Origin of the sequence: Labilibaculum sp., assembly GCF_041595635.1 — a bacterium.
Classification (GTDB): Bacteria; Bacteroidota; Bacteroidia; order Bacteroidales; family Marinifilaceae; genus Labilibaculum.
The window spans coordinates 13960-31110 of the sequence record NZ_JBFHJW010000048.1 but is presented as its reverse complement, the minus strand read 5'-3'; the positions used below and the strand labels follow the sequence as shown (position 1 = coordinate 31110).

The following is a 17151-nucleotide window of genomic DNA, read 5'->3' as shown; positions in this document are numbered from 1 at the left end:
AGTAAGGGTGAAATCACTACTTGTTGACAAATCGTTTTCATCGGTAGCTGTAAGGCTCACTGTATAGCTCTGCCCCTCCTCATAAGTTATGGCCGATTTAAGCAATAAGGAGGTTCCTTCCAAATAAAAATAGTCGTTCTCTGTAATGGAATAGGTCAAAATAGCAGCATCATCAGGATCGGAAGCTGAAAATTCGGCAATCTCATCTCCTACTGCTGCATCGCTTGGAACAGTATAATTGGATAAACTAAGGTTGTAAGGAGCTTCATTAACATCGTTAAGATAAATAATGATGTCTTTGCTCACCACGTGCCGAGTATCCTCCACATAAACAGAGATATCATAGGATGATTTGTCCTCGTAATTTAAAGAGTTATAACTTCTAACTGTAATTTCACCACTAGTTTCATCAATAGAAAAGTAATCTGAATATTTACCTCTTTCGAAACTGTAAACTACCGGATTTTCGAATTCATCCTGATCTTCAATTTCAATTTGCCCCACAAAGGTTCCACTTTCTGAATTTTCATCTACGAAAAATTCAGAAGACAAAATAACAGGAACATAATCGTTCGCAATCACCTGAATTGTAAATGTTTCGGTAAAAGTTAATCCTCCCTGATCGGTAACTGTAATTTCAACGGAGTAATCTGTATCGGAACTTAAAACCTTTTTACTCAATAATATATCTTCCGATATTTCAAAATTCTCATTCTCGGCAATTGAGTAAGTGAAAGTCTGATCGGCATCTGCATCGCTTGCTGTAAAAGAACCAATCAAGATTGCCGAAACTGAACTTTCTACAATGATGGCATTTGACAAAGAAATAGATGTTGGAGCTTCGTTTACATTAGTAATTTCGATGCTTACACTCTCCGAATAGCTCAATCCGTCCTGATCGGTCACCGTAATTTCGAGCTCATAAGATTCTTGGGTTTCAAAATCCAAATCGGATTTTGAAAATAGCTTGTCGCCGGAAATCTCAAAATTCTCATTCTCAGAAATACTGTAAGTTAAAGTCTGATCAGCATCCTCATCAGTAGCAGTTAATGTTCCTACTTCGCTTCCTATTGCTGAATTCTCGGCTATGCTATTATTTAACAATTGAATTGCTGTTGGAGCTTCGTTGACATTAACAAGAATCACACTGATTTCTTTGCTCACAGTATCATGTTTGTAATCATATACTGATACACTTATTGGGATGCTCGCATAAGTTTCATAATCAAGTTTTTGATTGTCAATTAGCGAAACGAGACCTGTTTCCGTATTGATTTCGAACATCCCCGTAGTATCGGTAAGCGCAAAGAGGTAGTAGTCTTCAGCAAGCACATCCTCATCTTCGATGGTAAGTGTTGCCAGTTCCGTTCCAATTGCAGAATTCTCCTCAATGTAAAGTTTCTCATCAGCAATAGTAGGAGGATACAGATTCTCACTTTCTGTGGCGACAAAATTAATTTCCGTTTGATCTCCATACACATTTTCAAATGTATATTCCCTTGTTTCAAACTGATAGCCTATTTTTTCGGCCGTAAGTACCACATTACTGTTATAGTCCACATCGAAACTATAATCATTACCGCTGCTAATTGTTAAGCTATCTGTGTAATCCCCACTTAAAAAAAGTAGTACATCATCGGCTCCGGTTAAGCTACCTGAAATTGCATAGGTATTGATTGTAACATTTAAACTGTACGAAAGAGATATATCAGTTACCTCAGATCCAGCAGCATATTCGGCATCATCACTACCTAGCCAGTAAGCTGTATAACCTTTTTCCTCGAATGCTGGCAGTGTAAATGACGATAAACCTGAATTATAAAAGGCATACGATCCAATATAGCTTACTGCACTGGGAATGCTTACTGCCGATAGGTCGTAACAATACGAAAAAGCATAATTACCAATATAACTTAAACTATCTGGAAAACTAATTTCGGCTAAATCGTAATTCTGACGAAATGTGCTCGATTCAATCCGACTCACACCATCAGGTATATCCAGCTTTGTTAGGGAGTTGGCAGTAAATGCGCCATCTCCAATCGTTGTCAGGCTTTCAGGAAACAAAACTTCACTTAAATTATTGGCGGCAAAGGCATACTGACCTATGCTAGTAAGGTCTGTTGGCAGATCAATACTGGTAAGCATACAAAAATAAAAAACGTAATCATCAATAGAAGTCAAAGTCTGTGGTAAATCAATTGCCGTTAAATCCTTACCTAAAAATAACCCACTTCCCAAACCAATAATTGTTTGTTCATCCAGAACCTCTGGTATCGTAATATTGTTCGTGTAATCTGGTAAACTGCAAGAAATAATTACTCCATTGCTTACCTCAACATCATCGCTGGTTAGGGTATAGGCAAACTGAGCCACAAAAGAACTAGCTACATTGAATACTTCCTCTCCATTTTCGTAGGTATTCCCTTCATTATCGATCCAATTCAGAAAAGTTTGTCCCGAAATTGAAACAGAAGGAAGAAAAAATGAGCTTAGATCAGTATTGAACGCGAAAGCAGCATCCTCAATTTTATAAACACTATTGGGTAAACTTACACTAACTAATTCATTATTACTAAAAGCATTCGTTTCAATAATTGTTACACCATCAGGAATAAGCAGACTGGTTAATTTATTGTAACAAAAGACCTGATATTCTAGGGTACTTACTCCTTCGGGAATGGTAACACTTGTTAGTTGATTATTGCTAAATGCACTTGTACCCATTGTTGTTAGGCCAGCCGGAAGGCTAATCTCAGTCAGACTGTTTTTATTAAATACATAACGACCAATTTCCTGTAAGGTTTCCGGCAATTGTACTGAGGTTAATCCTTTATTCTGAAAAACAGAATTTATTGAACTAGGATCACCCCAAATAGAAATAACTGTCTGCCCATCGAGAGTATCAGGAATAATAATATCGGTACTACTATAGTCGTAGGAACAACTCATAATTTCCCCATCGGTTACCACAACATCATCGTCGGTGAGAGTGTATTGTTGCGCCTGGCTGCTAAAAGCCATACACATAAAAAGTAAAACAGTAAGAATTAGAGTAGAACGTTTCATCATATAATTGTATTTAGGGATTTTTAAATTTTCTTAAACCTACTGGGACATTGTGCTGCTAAAAAATCAAATTGGAATGATTCATCTCACATAAGCTAAAATAAGCCACCAATAAAAGCCTAAAAATAAAAGATCTCCTAGGAATACCCTTCGATGTAAGGGAGAAAAACATCCTTCATAAATTACTGATTATTTGTTTTATAAAGCCAATGTAGTAGATATGACGTAGTCCCTATTTTGAAGTTTTTAAAAAAGTGAAGGTCATTTTTTTAAGGCAAGCTAATAATCCTGACAGGTTTACTTACGAGATGAATATCAAAGCTGTCAGGATTAAACAAAGGTGTTTTTTGTGGTAACTTTCTTACAAAATTTAACCACCTTCTCTTCGCATACTCGAAATTAGGAGGAGAAAAAAAGGTGGATTGAGATAAGTTTAGAATTGCTGAAAATAACTATTAAGGTCAGTCTCTTCGGACACATCTATTTTTTTTCGTAAACGGTGTCTGGCAGTCTCCACGGTACGTAAAGAATTGCCATTGATCACCGCAATCTCCTTACTGGTTAAATTCAATTTTAGGAAAGCACTCAATCGCAACTCTTTTGCACTAAGATCGGAATGTTTTAAAGTAAGGTTCTTGTAAAAATCGGGATGAACTTCTTGAAAACTCTTCTCAAAATCCTTCCAAATTTCCTGTTTCTTACTCACCCTTATCTCCGAAATCAATTTCTGGATGGCAGCTTTCAAATCAGCTTTGTTCAGATATTCCATGGCTCCTACCTGCTGCGATATTTCATTTAGTAAACTATTGTTCTTTACAAAACGCAAAGTGTTCATTGTCAGCGTTTTATTTTGATGTATGATGTTGTTTTGTAAAATCGCATTTTTACTTTTTAACTGCTGCTGCTTTTGCATAAAGCTCATTTTACGCATGCGATTAATTACAATAGCAATAATAAGTAAAGTTATGATTATTATGAAAATGCCCAGAAACAAAGTCAGTCTGTAATTGCTCTTTTGCTTTTCTTCGGAGAGTTGTGCTTCCTTTAATTGGTAATTGTATTTCGTACTTAGAGCGGTTACCTCCTTATTTAAGTAGGTTTTAAACAGGTTTTTCTCAATTAAATATACTTGCTTAAAATATTTTTTTGACAATTTATAGTTCCCTATAGAATCATAAGAATCGGATAAAAATTGATAAGTCTTTCGATAAATTTGAGGATATTCTTTTCCCTGTCGTTCCGATAAAAGTTGATCGCCAATAAGGATAGCATTGGTGAAATCCCCTTTTTTTAAATAGGCATTGCTTAGGTTGTTAGATGTATTTACATAATCTGCATAATAGCCCAATTCTTTGAAGATTTTTACGGCTTTGCTCAGGTAGACTATAGCAGAATCATATTTGGTGGTTTTGTGAAGAATGTAGTGCCCTATTTGATTGTAGGCTAAGGCCATTAGATCTCGGTGATCGCATTTCTGGGCTAGCTCTAAGCTCCGCTCAGAATAGAACAGAGTAGAATCTAATGGATTGCACGATGTATTCGAAAAATCTACTTCGCCGGTTCCACATTCCTCATAGTAGGCTGCCAAGCGACTGTAGGCAAAAGCTCTATTTCGATCTGATAGCTCAGGCTGTTTTAATGTTGTGTACAAAAGATCGAATCCTATTTTAAATTGCTTTTTTACCCGATGTGCTTCTACAATGCTAATTCTGCAATATTCCCGTAAATTGTTGTCTTCGGAATTTTCAAGCAAAGTCCACGCCTCCATCAACTGAGGAATGCCTTCGTACACATTCGAATTAGCCGAGTTTATTGCCCCAATAAGAATAAGTAAACGGGCTTTTAAATCGTGATGATCTCCCTCTATTTTGGAAAGCCTTTTCAGGCAGTTGTTAACGATCTTTTGGGAAGAATCAATACTTAAAATCTGATAATTTGCTTGCAAGTCGAGTAAATCGATTCTAATTATTTGTAGTTCGCTCTTATTAGTAAGCCTTTTTAAATCCAGAACACAGTTTATGCAGGAATCGTAATTGATATGCAAATACTCCTCTCCTTTGCTATAAATTTGTTCAAATTCACCCTTGCTCTGAGGGTAGGAAAAAATCGGTATAATTATGAAGAGGAAGAAGAATTTCAGTTTCATTTAAAGTAAGCTAATCGTTGTAAAGTTACAGGAAGTAAAAATAATCAAATAATATTTTCACAAGTTAACTTATCCTGATATTATGAATCTATTTGAACAAGTCTGGTATACTTTTGATAAGCAGACCTAAAAACTTTACAAAAAAAAGGGAAAAACTACAGTTTTTCGTTGTTTTTATGTCGGTCTTTATCGCGAATAGTTTTCTTTTCGAGATTTTTTTGAAAAGCTTCGTTCAAATCAACACCCGTTTGATTGGCCAAACACATCAAGACCCAAAGTACATCGGCCATTTCATCTGCTAAATCATGCTTCTTATCGCTTTCCTTGAAGGATTGTTCCCCATATTTTCGGGAAATAATGCGAGCCACCTCTCCTACTTCTTCGCTAAGAATTGCCATATTGGTAAGTTCGTTAAAATAACGAACCCCATACTTTTTGATCCACAAATCGACCATTTCCTGTGCCTCACGAATTGCTATCTCTTTCATCTATTCTTTATTTTTTGTATCCATAACAATGGTAACGGGGCCGTCGTTGATCAAGGAAACCTGCATTTCGGCACCAAATTTACCTGTTTCTACTTTTTTACCCGATTCCTTCTCCAAACAGGCAACAAACTTCTCATACAAAGGAATGGAAATTTCGGGTTTTGCAGCAGCAATATAGGATGGACGATTTCCTTTTTTTGTTTTAGCATGCAAAGTAAACTGACTAATGGCAAGAATATTTCCATCCACATCCAATAAGGATTTGTTCATTACCCCTGCTTCATCGTCAAAAATACGTAGATGAACTATTTTCTTGCACAACCATTGAACATCCTTCTCGGAATCTTCAGTTTCAATTCCCACTAAAACCATTAATCCTTGCTCGATTTGACCAATAATTTCTGATTTTACTTTCACCTGAGCCTCACTAACCCGCTGAACAACCACTCTCATAAACAAATATGTCTTACAGTAATAAAAAAACTAGAAATCAAAGGTAAGAATTTGCTTGTTATGGTAAAGAGTTCTGATTTCAAAAGACAGGGAAATAAACATTAGTTTTCACAGATAAAATCTATTAATTCATCCTGAATTCTAAAAATTCAAGATTACTACTTTTCCAAAATTATCATCATCTTTGTTCATTCTAAAAATAATATACCTTTTATGTTGTATTTCATTAGTTCATCGAATTTACCTGCCTTTAACCTGGCTTGCGAAGAATATTTACTCAAAAACTACGAAGAGGATTTTTTCTTTTTATACAGCAATAAGCCAGCTCTAATTGTTGGGAAACATCAAAATACCCTGGCCGAAATAAACCTGGAAAAAGCCGAGCAAGAAAAGGTTCCTGTTGTTCGAAGATTATCGGGTGGTGGAACTGTTTTCCACGACGAGGGAAATTTGAATTACTGCTTCATTACAAAAGGAGAAAAAGGCAAACTTGTTGATTTTAAAAAATACAGCAGCCCCATTATTGATACCCTCCAAAAGTTGAAGGTAAATGCAAAATTTGAAGGTAAAAGTGATTTAACCATTGATGGAAAAAAATTTTCGGGCAATGCCTCGCATGTATATCGAAACAAAGTGATGCAACATGGCACAATGCTTTTTTCAAGCGATTTGAAGCGACTCAATCAGCTTCTAAAGGTGAATCCACTAAAGTTTAAAGATCGAGGCGTACGATCCATTAGAAGCAGAGTTACGAACATTTCTGATTCTCTATCCTCTCGCATTAGTCTTTCCAACTTTGCTGATTTAATTATCGAGGAAGTGAAGCTGAAGTTTCCCAAAGCACAAGAATTTGTTCTCGACGAAAAAGACGTACAGAAAATTGAATTACTAATGGCTGAAAAATACAATAATTGGGATTGGAACTATGGCTACTCTCCCAATTACCTATTCGAAAAACTAAGTAATTTTCCTGGAGGCGCTATCTTAGAAATCAAAATGCAAATTGTAAAAGGAATCATCCAAAATGTGGATTTAGATGGAAATTGTATTCAATTTGACCAAATATCAGACTTTCAGACAAAGCTAATTGGTTCTCTTCACAATAAGAGTACTATCTTAAAACAACTTAGCTCCATTTCAATAGACTCTTACTTTAAGAATATAAGCCTTAATCAGCTAGTTAGTGCATTTTTTTAAAATTTACCGATGAAAATAGTTGAAAACTAAATTTGCCTTTGAAAATCCAACTTCTTTTTCCAATTCTGGAAGACTTGCTTTCTTCACGTTTTCGACGGACTTAAAGCTTTTAATTAAGCTTTGAACGCTTTTAGGACCAATCCCATTTATTCTATCGAGTTCCGATCCGATGAATGCTTTTGATCGTTTTTGCTTGTGAAAAGTAATGGCAAAACGATGCGATTCATTTCGTAAATACTGTATGATTTTAAGTGTCTCTGAATTTTTATCCAGATACAAAGGGTAAGGATCTCCTGGAAAATAGATCTCTTCCAATCTTTTTGCGATGCCAATCACTGAAATTTTACCTCTTAAATCTAATTTATCCAAACTATTCAAAGCAGCTCCCAACTGCCCTTTTCCTCCATCAATTACAATTAATTGTGGCAAGCTTTTCTCTTCTTCCAATAAGCGCTTGTATCTACGGTAAATAATTTCTTCCATGGAAGCAAAGTCATTAGCACCAACAACCGTCTTAATATTAAAATGTCGATAGTCTTTTTTGTAAGGACGAGCATTTCGAAAAACTACACAGGAAGCAACTGGATTTGTTCCCTGAATATTGGAATTATCAAAACACTCAATGTGAACAGGAGCATCTTTCAAACGCAAATCGGTTCGCATGGTTTCTACAATACGATCGGCATTGGATTGTTTTAAAGATTTATCTCCCTTCTTTAACTTATCGAGACGGTAATATTTGACATTACGAAGCGATAAGTCCAGTAATTTCTTTTTGTCCCCACGTTGAGGAATTAGAAATTTGACATTCTCAATGGATAATTCAAGTTCAAAAGGAACCAATATCTCTTTCGCTGTACTAAATATCTTCTGTCGAATTTCTGTGATGGCCAATAAAAGCAGATCTTCTCTACTCTCATCGATTTTCTTTTTCATTTCGATGGTATGAGCTTGAATAATGGCTCCATTAACCACCTTTAGAAAATTAACGTAAGCTGAATTTTCATCATCAATAATGGTAAAGACATCGATATTATTAATGGAAGGATTTACAATGGTAGATTTACTTTGATATTTCGATAAAAGGTTCAATTTTTCTTTGATAATATGAGCCTCCTCGAATTTAAAGTTTTCGGCCAAATCCTGCATCTTCTGTTTCAAATGAGAAGTAACGGAGCCAATATTTCCCTTCAGAATATTTCGAATATCCTGTATTGTTTGCTCGTATTCTTCTTTACTTTCCTTTCCCTCACATGGTGCCTTACAGTTGCCAATATGATATTCCAAGCAAACTTTGAATTTTCCATTACGAATTGCTTCTTCTGATAAACTCAAATTACAATTTCGTAGCTGATACAAGGATCGAATCATATCCATTAAAATCCGAACCATCCTTACACTTGTATAAGGGCCAAAATACTCCGATCCATCTTTTAGCAAATGGCGCGTCACCTCTACTCTGGGAAAATTCTCCTTTCGAATGGTAATCCAGGGATAAGATTTGTCATCTTTCAAAAGAACATTGTAACGAGGTTGATGTTTTTTAATCAGATTATTTTCGAGTAACAAAGCATCTTCTTCCGATTCAACCACAATATGTCGAATATCTACAATTTTGCGAACCATGATATTGGTTTTCGCCGAATCGTGAACCTTATTAAAATAGGAAGCAACTCTTCTTTTGAGTCGCTTTGCTTTTCCTACGTAAATAATTGTTTTGTTCTCGTCAAAAAACTGATAGACTCCTGGCTCTTCTGGCAAAGCAGCTACCATTGATTTTAATTGCTCAATATTTTTGTTTTTTATCACCTATCCTAAATTTCAATAAACAAAACTTACAAGTCCTTAAAGAGATTAATAACTTTAAATTGCTCAACATCAAATAAACCTTTATCGGACAATTTTAATTTTGGAATTACCAGCAATGACATAAAGGCAAGTGTCATAAATGGAGATTCGAAAGATGATCCTAAGCCTGATGCAAATTTTCTTAATCTGGTATAATCCGAAATCAAATCCTCTCCTGTTTTGTTCGACATTAAACCAGCAACTTCCAAACGAACCGCTTCGCGATCTCCATTATTAACTGCAACAATACCACCTTTCATATCAATTAAAGTATTAATTGCATGCAGTAAATCTTCATCACTTGTTCCCACGGCAATAATATTGTGACTATCGTGAGCTATACTTTCAGCTATTGCCCCCTTCTTGAATCCAAATCCTTTTGCAAATCCCATCACTGGTTTGCCATTGTCGTAGCGACTCATCACCACTATTTTTAAAAGATCATTCTCCACATCAGAAACCACATTTCCATTGTCTATCTTCGGCTCGCACAGTAATGAATCTGTTAATAAATCACCATCCTTTACAACAATCGCGTGCAATGAACCATTTTGTGGTTTCACTTGCAAATCGGATAAGAGTATGGATTTTCGACTGAAATTATTCAAAATAATATCATTATTTGTCTCGAATAAAACCTTTCTATCTTTGTAAATACATTTTCCTTTTCTGTAAGCTTGTTCCACCACAAAAGATTCAGGATGATCTATAACTATGAAATCGGCAGGGTCTCCCAACTGAAGCATTCCTAAATCCAAACCATAATGCTGAATCGGGTTGTAAGTTGCAGCTCGAAGCAAAGAAAATAAGTCCAGGCCTTTCTTGAGTCCTCGTTTTATGAGGTAATTGATATGACCATTTTCAATCAAATCGTCAGGGTGCAAATCATCTGTACACAACATGATTTTCTCTGGATGAGAATCAAAAAGTGGATACAATGCCTCAAAATCTTTTGCAGCACTTCCTTCTCGTATTTGTATCATCATTCCCAAAGAAATCTTCTCCAGAGCCTCTTCGATATTCGAACATTCATGATCGGCAGAGATTCCACTTGCAACATACTTTTTCAAATTTTGCCCTTTCAATCCTGGTGCATGACCATCGACTTTTTTACCCAGATTTTTACAGGCTCGTATTTTTCGAAGCACTTCCAAATCCTCTTCAACCACCCCCACAAAATCCATCACCTCGGCCAAACAAACAACCTCTTCTCGTTTCAAAAGACTTTCAACAATATTGCTATCCAAAACAAAACCTGAAGTTTCATGCTTGGTTGCAGGAACACAAGATGGAACACCAAATCGAATTTCTATAGGTACTTTTTTCGCATCATTTATCATGAAATCGACACCTATTTCTCCTAGCACATTGGCTATTTCGTGCGGATCTGTTACCACTCCTAAAGTACCTTGTTGTACCGCAAGATTTGCAAACCGGCTAGGAATTAAAAGAGAACTTTCGATGTGCATATGTGCATCCACAAGTCCAGGTAAAATATAACGATCCGGAACAGATTCTTTCTTTCTAATGGAAACAATCTGTCCCTCTTTTATCTCCAATTCTGCTTTAATAATCTCACGTGAGACTATATCTATTAATTTTCCGGAAATTAAAAAATTAGTATTTGTCATCTCTTATCTATTATTATTTAGCTCGTTTAAAAGAAATTCACGATACAAGTAGTACTACTGACACCTTCAAAAACGCCCGAAATCAACTTCTCAATAAGAAAAAAGACGATTTCGGGCGTTTTAAAGGAGTGAATATTTCAATTTACTCCTGGGTTCCACGTGGAACATCATCTTCCCATGAGCACCAAAAGAACGTTTATATCACTAGGTGAAACACCCGATATTCGTGATGCCTGACCAATGGTTTGTGGTTGAATTTTATTTAATTTTTGTCGTGCTTCAGTTGAAATAGACTGCAGACTCGCATATTCAAATCGACCTTTTATGTTGATATTTTCTAAACGAGTTAACTTTTCTGCCATTAATTTTTCACGATTAATATATCCTGAATATTTTATTAACACCTCTGCCGCTTCAACAATTTCTTCTCTCCTATTTGGGATCAAATCCACTATTTCTTTCAATGGAGTTACCTGCTCAATCAAATCGTTAATTTGCACCTGAGGACGTAAAATGATATCGTATAATTTTACTCCTTGTTTTAATGGTGATGTTCCTAGTTTCTCTAATATTGGATTTAAGAATTTTGGCTTGCAGCTAAATTCTTTACAAAAGGTAACCAATTTATCTCTATATTCAATTTTCTCTTCCAGTAAATCGATTCGCTTTTGACTTACTAAACCCAACTTAAATGCCTTTGGAGAAAGACGAAAATCAGCATCGTCCTGTCTCAATAAAATGCGGTATTCGGCTCGCGATGTAAACATCCGATAAGGTTCATCAACACCTTTGGTTACCAAATCATCTATTAAAACGCCAATGTAGGCCTCGTCTCTATTCAGAGTAAAAGGCTCTTTTCCCTGCACCGATAGACTAGCATTAATACCTGCCATCATTCCTTGCGCACCAGCTTCTTCATAACCTGTAGTTCCATTAATCTGACCAGCAAAAAACAAGTTCCCCACTAGTTTTGTCTCTAAGGTGTGATTCAGTTGCGTAGGATCGAAATAATCATATTCAATTGCGTAACCTGGGCGATACATTTTTACTTTTTCTAAACCGGGTACTTTTTGAAGTGCTTTTAACTGAACATCCCAAGGTAAACTTGACGAAAATCCATTAATATAGTATTCGTGTGTATGCTCGCCCTCTGGTTCCAAAAAAAGTAAATGTTCTTGTTTTTCAGCAAAAGTAGACAGCTTAGATTCTATACTTGGACAGTATCTTGGACCTGTACTTTGAATGGTTCCATTATACATTGGTGAATCCTCAAATCCTTCCCGTAAATTCTCATGAACTTCGGGATTTGTATAAGTGATGTAACAGGGACGCTGAATTAAAGTTCGTTCAACATGATCAGTTAAATATGAAAACTGATAGAATCCTTCCTCCCCATCTTGTCTCTTCATGACTGAAAAATCAATACTACGACCATCCAATCGAGCAGGTGTACCTGTTTTCATTCGTCCTACTTCAAAGCCTATTTCTTTGAGCTGCTCACTAATTCCTAATGATGCGGGTTCAGCAGAACGACCACCTTTTTCTTGCTTCCGACCAATATGCATCAGTCCGTTTAGAAAGGTTCCATTGGTTAATATTACAGTTTTAGCCATAATATTTATCCCCAATTTAGTTTGAACACCTACTGCTTTTCCATCCTCAATAATAACCTGAATCACAGCATCTTGCCACATATCCAAATTGTCAGTGTTTTCAACAACCTTACGCCATTCAGCAGAAAAAACCATTCGGTCGCATTGTGCTCTTGGACTCCACATAGCAGGTCCCTTAGATCGATTTAACATACGAAATTGAATGGACGAACGATCGGTTACTATACCCGTGAAACCACCCAATGCATCTAATTCTCGAACAATTTGCCCTTTTGCAATACCTCCAATCGCAGGATTACACGACATTTGAGCAATTTTATTCATATCCATGGTGATCAAAAGGACCTTGGATCCCAGATTTGCCGCAGCTGTTGCCGCCTCACATCCGGCATGACCGGCACCAACTACTATAACATCATACTTTGGCAACATATAATAAAAGATATTTATATTCGTTATTCCTTATCTCTTCACAAAGATAGTAATCTTATCTAAACCTCTGAATATCATGAAAATAAACCTTTGATAATTAGGCTAACCTTCTATAATTCAAGTGTATAACTTAAAAAAATTTTACAAATTTAATCAATCTTGGAAAGTAATGCTAATGATTCGTCCTCCTTTTGGGTCATTATTTCCTGATCCTCATCAGTTTTATCGTCTATTCCCATTAAATGAAGAACTCCGTGAATCATTACACGATGCAATTCCTCCATGTAGTCGCATCCATATTCTTTTGAATTATCGAGAACGGTATCTACGCTAATAAACAAATCGCCAGATATCATATCAGAGACGGTATAATCGAAGGAGATAATGTCTGTAAAATAATCGTGATTAAGGTGTTCACGATTCATTGCAAGTAAGTAATTGTCGGAGCAAAAGTAGTAGTTTATCTCTCCTATTTGAAACCCATTATTTACAACAACGCGACTGATCCATTCGCCAAGGCGTTTTTGATCAATCGCGGGAAGTTTAGTTTCACACGTATCGTAAGTAATCAACATTATTTATCCAAATCTAAATTTCATTTCAACTGTTGCACCATTCTCAGCAAATTCTATGTCATCTGCTAAATGATTCATTAAGAAAATCCCTCTTCCATGTGTTTTTTCTATATTCTCTGGAAGCGTAGGATCGGGTATATTGGCAAAATCGAAACCTTTTCCTTCATCACCTACAAAGAAACTGATCGACTCTTCATCGATATTATAGCTTATTTTCACCTTTTTGGTGGTATCGAGCTGGTTGCCGTGCAGGATTGCATTGTTCACTGCCTCTATAATGGCAACTGAAATTTTCCCATAGACCTCAGAACTTAAATTATGAGAAGATGAAATTTCTTCAATCATTTTCTCCACTCTACTTATGTTCTCTAGTTCAGACGGGAATATTAGCAATTTTTCAGATTTAGTCATTATTAATTTTGATCATGTAGTCCAAATACAATTTGTTATAATAATCGAACATCTTTACATAAGAGTCATTAAACACGCCATCGAAATCTGTTCGTACCTTCTTATACTCAAAAATTTCTGTAGGGTTACTTAATTTAATAATATTTCCGGAATTACTTTCCCTCTTTTTATCAAAGTCTTTCTCATTATGAGCTCTTTCTGCTTCTAATAATCGGGAAACAATCCTATTCTGCCTCGTAATTGTAGCCGAATTTATAGAAAAATTTGCTAGGTCTCGCTCTGTTTCGTCAATCATTTTCATTACTTCACGTAATATTTTCTTGGTTTCATCTCCCACACCACCTTTTTGCATCATATCCATCAAATTCTGCTGAAACATTTCCTGTCTTTGCAGAAATTGACCGAGCCTTTCCTTTGAATTATTTTTACCATTTCCCGATTTCATATCCTGAATCATCTGCTCCAACATTTTTTTGAGCGATTCTTGTTCTGATTGCATTCCCGAGAAGGATGGAGCTCCTCCCTTCTGATCGCCAATTTGATCGCCGGGCATGGCATTGGCCATTTGTTCCATTAGTTGCTTTAATGCCTCTGAAAGGAACAAGGAAAGCTCATTAAGCTCTGTTACTACTTTCTGCTGAATTACATTTACTTGTGATTTTCGTCGTTCGTTGGCACTTACTAGCACCTGATCCAAGTAATTCTGAAGATCAAAAATACGATTTCCGAGTAATGAGGCTATTTGAGGAGAACGAGCCGATAAGGATAGTAAGGAATCTTGTACCAAAGCATATTCTTCCTTAACTGTTGCCTGCTCTTCAATCATTTTTACATACAAAGGATTCTGATAGTTCACCGTTTTATAATCGGTTAATATGTCTTCCTGCTCAAAAGAAAGTTCCATTAGGTTATTTAGCAAGTGAACTAAGTGATCAATATCCACACTAAGTTGAGCAGATTCGCTGGTCATTAAATTGTTCGCCAACTTTTGAGCGAGTGCTCTTTGTTTTTGCGAACTGGATTTCATGTTTTTTGAAGCTTTGGAATTTTTCCCTTCTTGCAAGAGCATTTCACTTTCTTTCATCATCTCCGAAATTTCCTGAAAATCATCGGAAGGATTTTCAATTTGATACGGATCATTAATGCCGGAATTTTTTTCCAATAACTTTTCTAGGTCTTCCTTTACATCATCCCATTTTTGGATGTCCTTAACTTGCTGAGATTTTAATATTTCATCCTCCTTCTTACCTAGGGTACTAATTTGTTCCTGATTATCGGCTATTTTTTCTATTCTATCAACAATTTGATTCATACGAACCTCAATATCATATCGTTCCAGCAATCTTAGGTTGCGATCCATTTGCTTCTGAAAATCATCAAACGACATGTTTAATTGATTGCCTAGCTTGTTTAGATCTTCAGATTTAAATTCTTCGGCCAATTTATTAAATTCATCAAACAAATTTTGCAACTCGTCGTCCATTACATTATCAAGAAGCTTTTCGATTTGTTTTTGTTTTTCGAGGAGAAGTGAATCCTGTTGACCAGAAGAATTCATCATTTGATTTTTTTTCAAATTTTCATTCTTGATATTTTCGAGCAAATCATCCAGTTGTTTTCTTTTATTCTCTATATCCTGAAAAATTTTTTCTTGCTGCCATTGATCCCCATTTCCATCCAATAAATTCTTCTGTAGTCGTTTTATGTCTTGCTGTATGGATTGGCTCAGATCCATGCCTTTTTCAATTCGATTGGAGATACTATCCTGAATGCTTGTATTTAAATCATACAATTGTTTTGAATCAGGAATTAAAAGTGAAAATTGTTGAGAGCGAGTCATTTTAGGTTTATTGATCCCATCGTTGTCGAAAACTTCGAAATAGTATTGAATTTGACTTCCCTCACTGTTCTCAACACTGGCGAAATCAAAAGCATAATAAAATTCCTGAGTAGTTAAATTTTTACTCACTTGCAATGGAATATATACCGGTAGATTATCATTTGATAGATAACAAAAACGCAATTTTGAAAATCCATAATCATCCTTTACTATTCCCTTAAAATAGTAGGCAGCTGCCAACAAAGAATCCTGAATGATTTCAATCTGTATTTGTGGGTAAAGATCAGGAATTACATCCACCGTGTAACTAGCCAACAATTCCTTTTCATAATTCGAATTGCTCAGATAAATTTGATATGACTTTTTCTTGAAGATATCCTTCGAAAAATGAAATATGGCCGCTTCATGGTTAGCTTTAAATTTCATTAGCGTATCGTTAAATACAAGCTCTAGTTCATCAGCATCTTCCCCTTCTATCATCCATGACAAAAAAGAACCTTCAGGAACATTAATATCACCTAAATTTTGCTCTTTCCTATCTGGAATTTTCGTGTAGGAAGGTGCCTTCACCAAGAGATCAAATGATTTTATTCCTGGCTTTAGCAATCGTTCAATACGATAGGTTGGCGACTTAATTATGCCTGCTTTCAAGAAAAAGGAAATGTCTTTATTTACATTCCGAAAATGATAGCTAAAACCATTACTTACTTCCTTTTTTAGGAGGAACTGTTGCCCTCCAGAAACCAAGTAAACCTCATCTGGAACATACTTCCCTTCTGTGTGCACTTTTAATTTGAAATCCGCACCTTTTACTACCTTCAGGTTCTGATGATCCAGAATAAATGTAAAGTCGGCTGGTGGCAGATAATCCTGTCTGAAGTGCACCAGGCGAGTCCCACTAGTTTGGTACATATCTGGCAAAGCCATATAGCTAAAAAGAATGGCAAGGAGTACAAATGCCAAATATTTTAAATAATTCAGATTTGCTTTAAAAGAGATTGCTTTTCGGAAAGGCACCAATCGGATTGCTTCAATTCTCTTACTAATACTTGCCATTAAAAGAGAATCTTGCGATCTCTCCTTTTGTGAGGCCAGTTCGCTTAACTCTAGTATATTAATCAACCCATCCTGCAAATCAGGAAAATATTGTGTAATTACCTTAATGGCTTGCCTATAACTAATTCTTTTTCCAATTCGAAGCAATCCAATAATCGGCAGTGCAATCCATTTGATGAGTACTGCCAAAATCGTTAGTATAGAAAATACTGCTAAAGCGGTTCGTACTCTAACTGAAAAATAGAACCAATATTCTGAATACGAAAGCACAAGCAAATAGGCCAATATCAACACCATACTTATGAGTGTTCCTCGTAAGAGCTGATTTTGGTAATATTTCCGAATAAATCGATCTAATTTTTCGATGAATATTTCCTGACTATATTCCATAC

11 protein-coding genes are annotated in these 17151 nt (G+C 35.9%); 1 reads left to right on the top strand and 10 read right to left on the bottom strand.

The window, feature by feature from the left end:
- The 4 genes from ABYT26_RS13095 to dtd all read right to left on the bottom strand — a co-directional run.
- Positions 1 to 3072: leucine-rich repeat protein (locus tag ABYT26_RS13095; RefSeq protein ID WP_372754609.1), on the bottom strand; the 3072-nt coding region annotated here is incomplete at its 3' end.
- Positions 3073 to 3502: 430 nt separating this feature from the next.
- Positions 3503 to 5215, bottom strand: coding sequence for a hypothetical protein (locus ABYT26_RS13090; RefSeq protein ID WP_372754607.1), 1713 nt, complete (start codon positions 5213 to 5215; stop codon positions 3503 to 3505).
- Positions 5216 to 5370: 155 nt separating this feature from the next.
- Positions 5371 to 5703 carry a nucleotide pyrophosphohydrolase gene (locus tag ABYT26_RS13085; RefSeq protein ID WP_372754605.1) on the bottom strand — a complete coding sequence of 111 codons (333 nt, stop codon included), beginning with the start codon at positions 5701 to 5703 and terminating at the stop codon, positions 5371 to 5373.
- Positions 5704 to 6156 carry a D-aminoacyl-tRNA deacylase gene (gene dtd / locus ABYT26_RS13080; RefSeq protein WP_372754603.1) on the bottom strand — a complete coding sequence of 151 codons (453 nt, stop codon included), beginning with the start codon at positions 6154 to 6156 and terminating at the stop codon, positions 5704 to 5706. It lies immediately after the preceding gene.
- A gap of 213 nt (positions 6157 to 6369) precedes the next feature.
- Here dtd and ABYT26_RS13075 point away from each other — a divergent pair, with 213 nt between their 5' ends.
- Positions 6370 to 7353 (top strand): lipoate--protein ligase, encoded by a 984-nt coding sequence (locus ABYT26_RS13075; protein WP_372754601.1) that lies wholly within the window; start codon positions 6370 to 6372, stop codon positions 7351 to 7353.
- A 3-nt stretch (positions 7354 to 7356) separates the two neighbouring features.
- Here the strand turns inward: ABYT26_RS13075 and uvrC are convergent, their stop codons facing one another.
- The 6 genes from uvrC to ABYT26_RS13045 all read right to left on the bottom strand — a co-directional run bounded on the left by uvrC (position 7357) and on the right by ABYT26_RS13045 (position 17149).
- Entirely contained in the window at positions 7357 to 9162 is a 1806-nt protein-coding gene (gene uvrC, locus ABYT26_RS13070) for an excinuclease ABC subunit UvrC (protein WP_372754599.1), read from the bottom strand.
- Positions 9163 to 9188: 26 nt separating this feature from the next.
- The gene (ade, locus tag ABYT26_RS13065; protein ID WP_372754597.1) at positions 9189 to 10832 is read right to left on the bottom strand and encodes an adenine deaminase; all 1644 of its coding nucleotides are present in this window, start codon (positions 10830 to 10832) and stop codon (positions 9189 to 9191) included.
- A gap of 167 nt (positions 10833 to 10999) precedes the next feature.
- Entirely contained in the window at positions 11000 to 12877 is a 1878-nt protein-coding gene (mnmG, locus tag ABYT26_RS13060; RefSeq protein WP_372754595.1) for a tRNA uridine-5-carboxymethylaminomethyl(34) synthesis enzyme MnmG, read from the bottom strand.
- Positions 12878 to 13026: 149 nt separating this feature from the next.
- Complete coding sequence (ybeY, locus tag ABYT26_RS13055) at positions 13027 to 13452, bottom strand: rRNA maturation RNase YbeY (RefSeq protein WP_372754593.1); 426 nt, start codon at positions 13450 to 13452, stop codon at positions 13027 to 13029.
- Positions 13453 to 13455: 3 nt separating this feature from the next.
- Entirely contained in the window at positions 13456 to 13863 is a 408-nt protein-coding gene (locus ABYT26_RS13050; RefSeq protein ID WP_372754591.1) for an ATP-binding protein, read from the bottom strand.
- Complete coding sequence (locus ABYT26_RS13045) at positions 13856 to 17149, bottom strand: hypothetical protein (protein WP_372754589.1); 3294 nt, start codon at positions 17147 to 17149, stop codon at positions 13856 to 13858. Before ABYT26_RS13045 ends, ABYT26_RS13050 begins: the two co-directional genes overlap by 8 nt.
- Positions 17150 to 17151: the final 2 nt, after the last annotated feature.

Excerpts from the sequence above, each read along its gene's own strand:
- mnmG (WP_372754595.1), bottom strand. The coding sequence starts at position 12,877 with ATGTTGCCAAAGTATGATGTTATAGTAGTTGGTGCCGGTCATGCCGGA.
- ABYT26_RS13090 (WP_372754607.1), bottom strand. The coding sequence starts at position 5,215 with ATGAAACTGAAATTCTTCTTCCTCTTCATAATTATACCGATTTTTTCC.
- dtd (WP_372754603.1), bottom strand. The coding sequence starts at position 6,156 with ATGAGAGTGGTTGTTCAGCGGGTTAGTGAGGCTCAGGTGAAAGTAAAA.
- ABYT26_RS13085 (WP_372754605.1), bottom strand. The coding sequence starts at position 5,703 with ATGAAAGAGATAGCAATTCGTGAGGCACAGGAAATGGTCGATTTGTGG.
- ABYT26_RS13075 (WP_372754601.1), top strand. The coding sequence starts at position 6,370 with ATGTTGTATTTCATTAGTTCATCGAATTTACCTGCCTTTAACCTGGCT.
- ade (WP_372754597.1), bottom strand. The coding sequence starts at position 10,832 with ATGACAAATACTAATTTTTTAATTTCCGGAAAATTAATAGATATAGTC.
- ABYT26_RS13050 (WP_372754591.1), bottom strand. The coding sequence starts at position 13,863 with ATGACTAAATCTGAAAAATTGCTAATATTCCCGTCTGAACTAGAGAAC.
- ABYT26_RS13045 (WP_372754589.1), bottom strand. The coding sequence starts at position 17,149 with ATGGAATATAGTCAGGAAATATTCATCGAAAAATTAGATCGATTTATT.
- ybeY (WP_372754593.1), bottom strand. The coding sequence starts at position 13,452 with ATGTTGATTACTTACGATACGTGTGAAACTAAACTTCCCGCGATTGAT.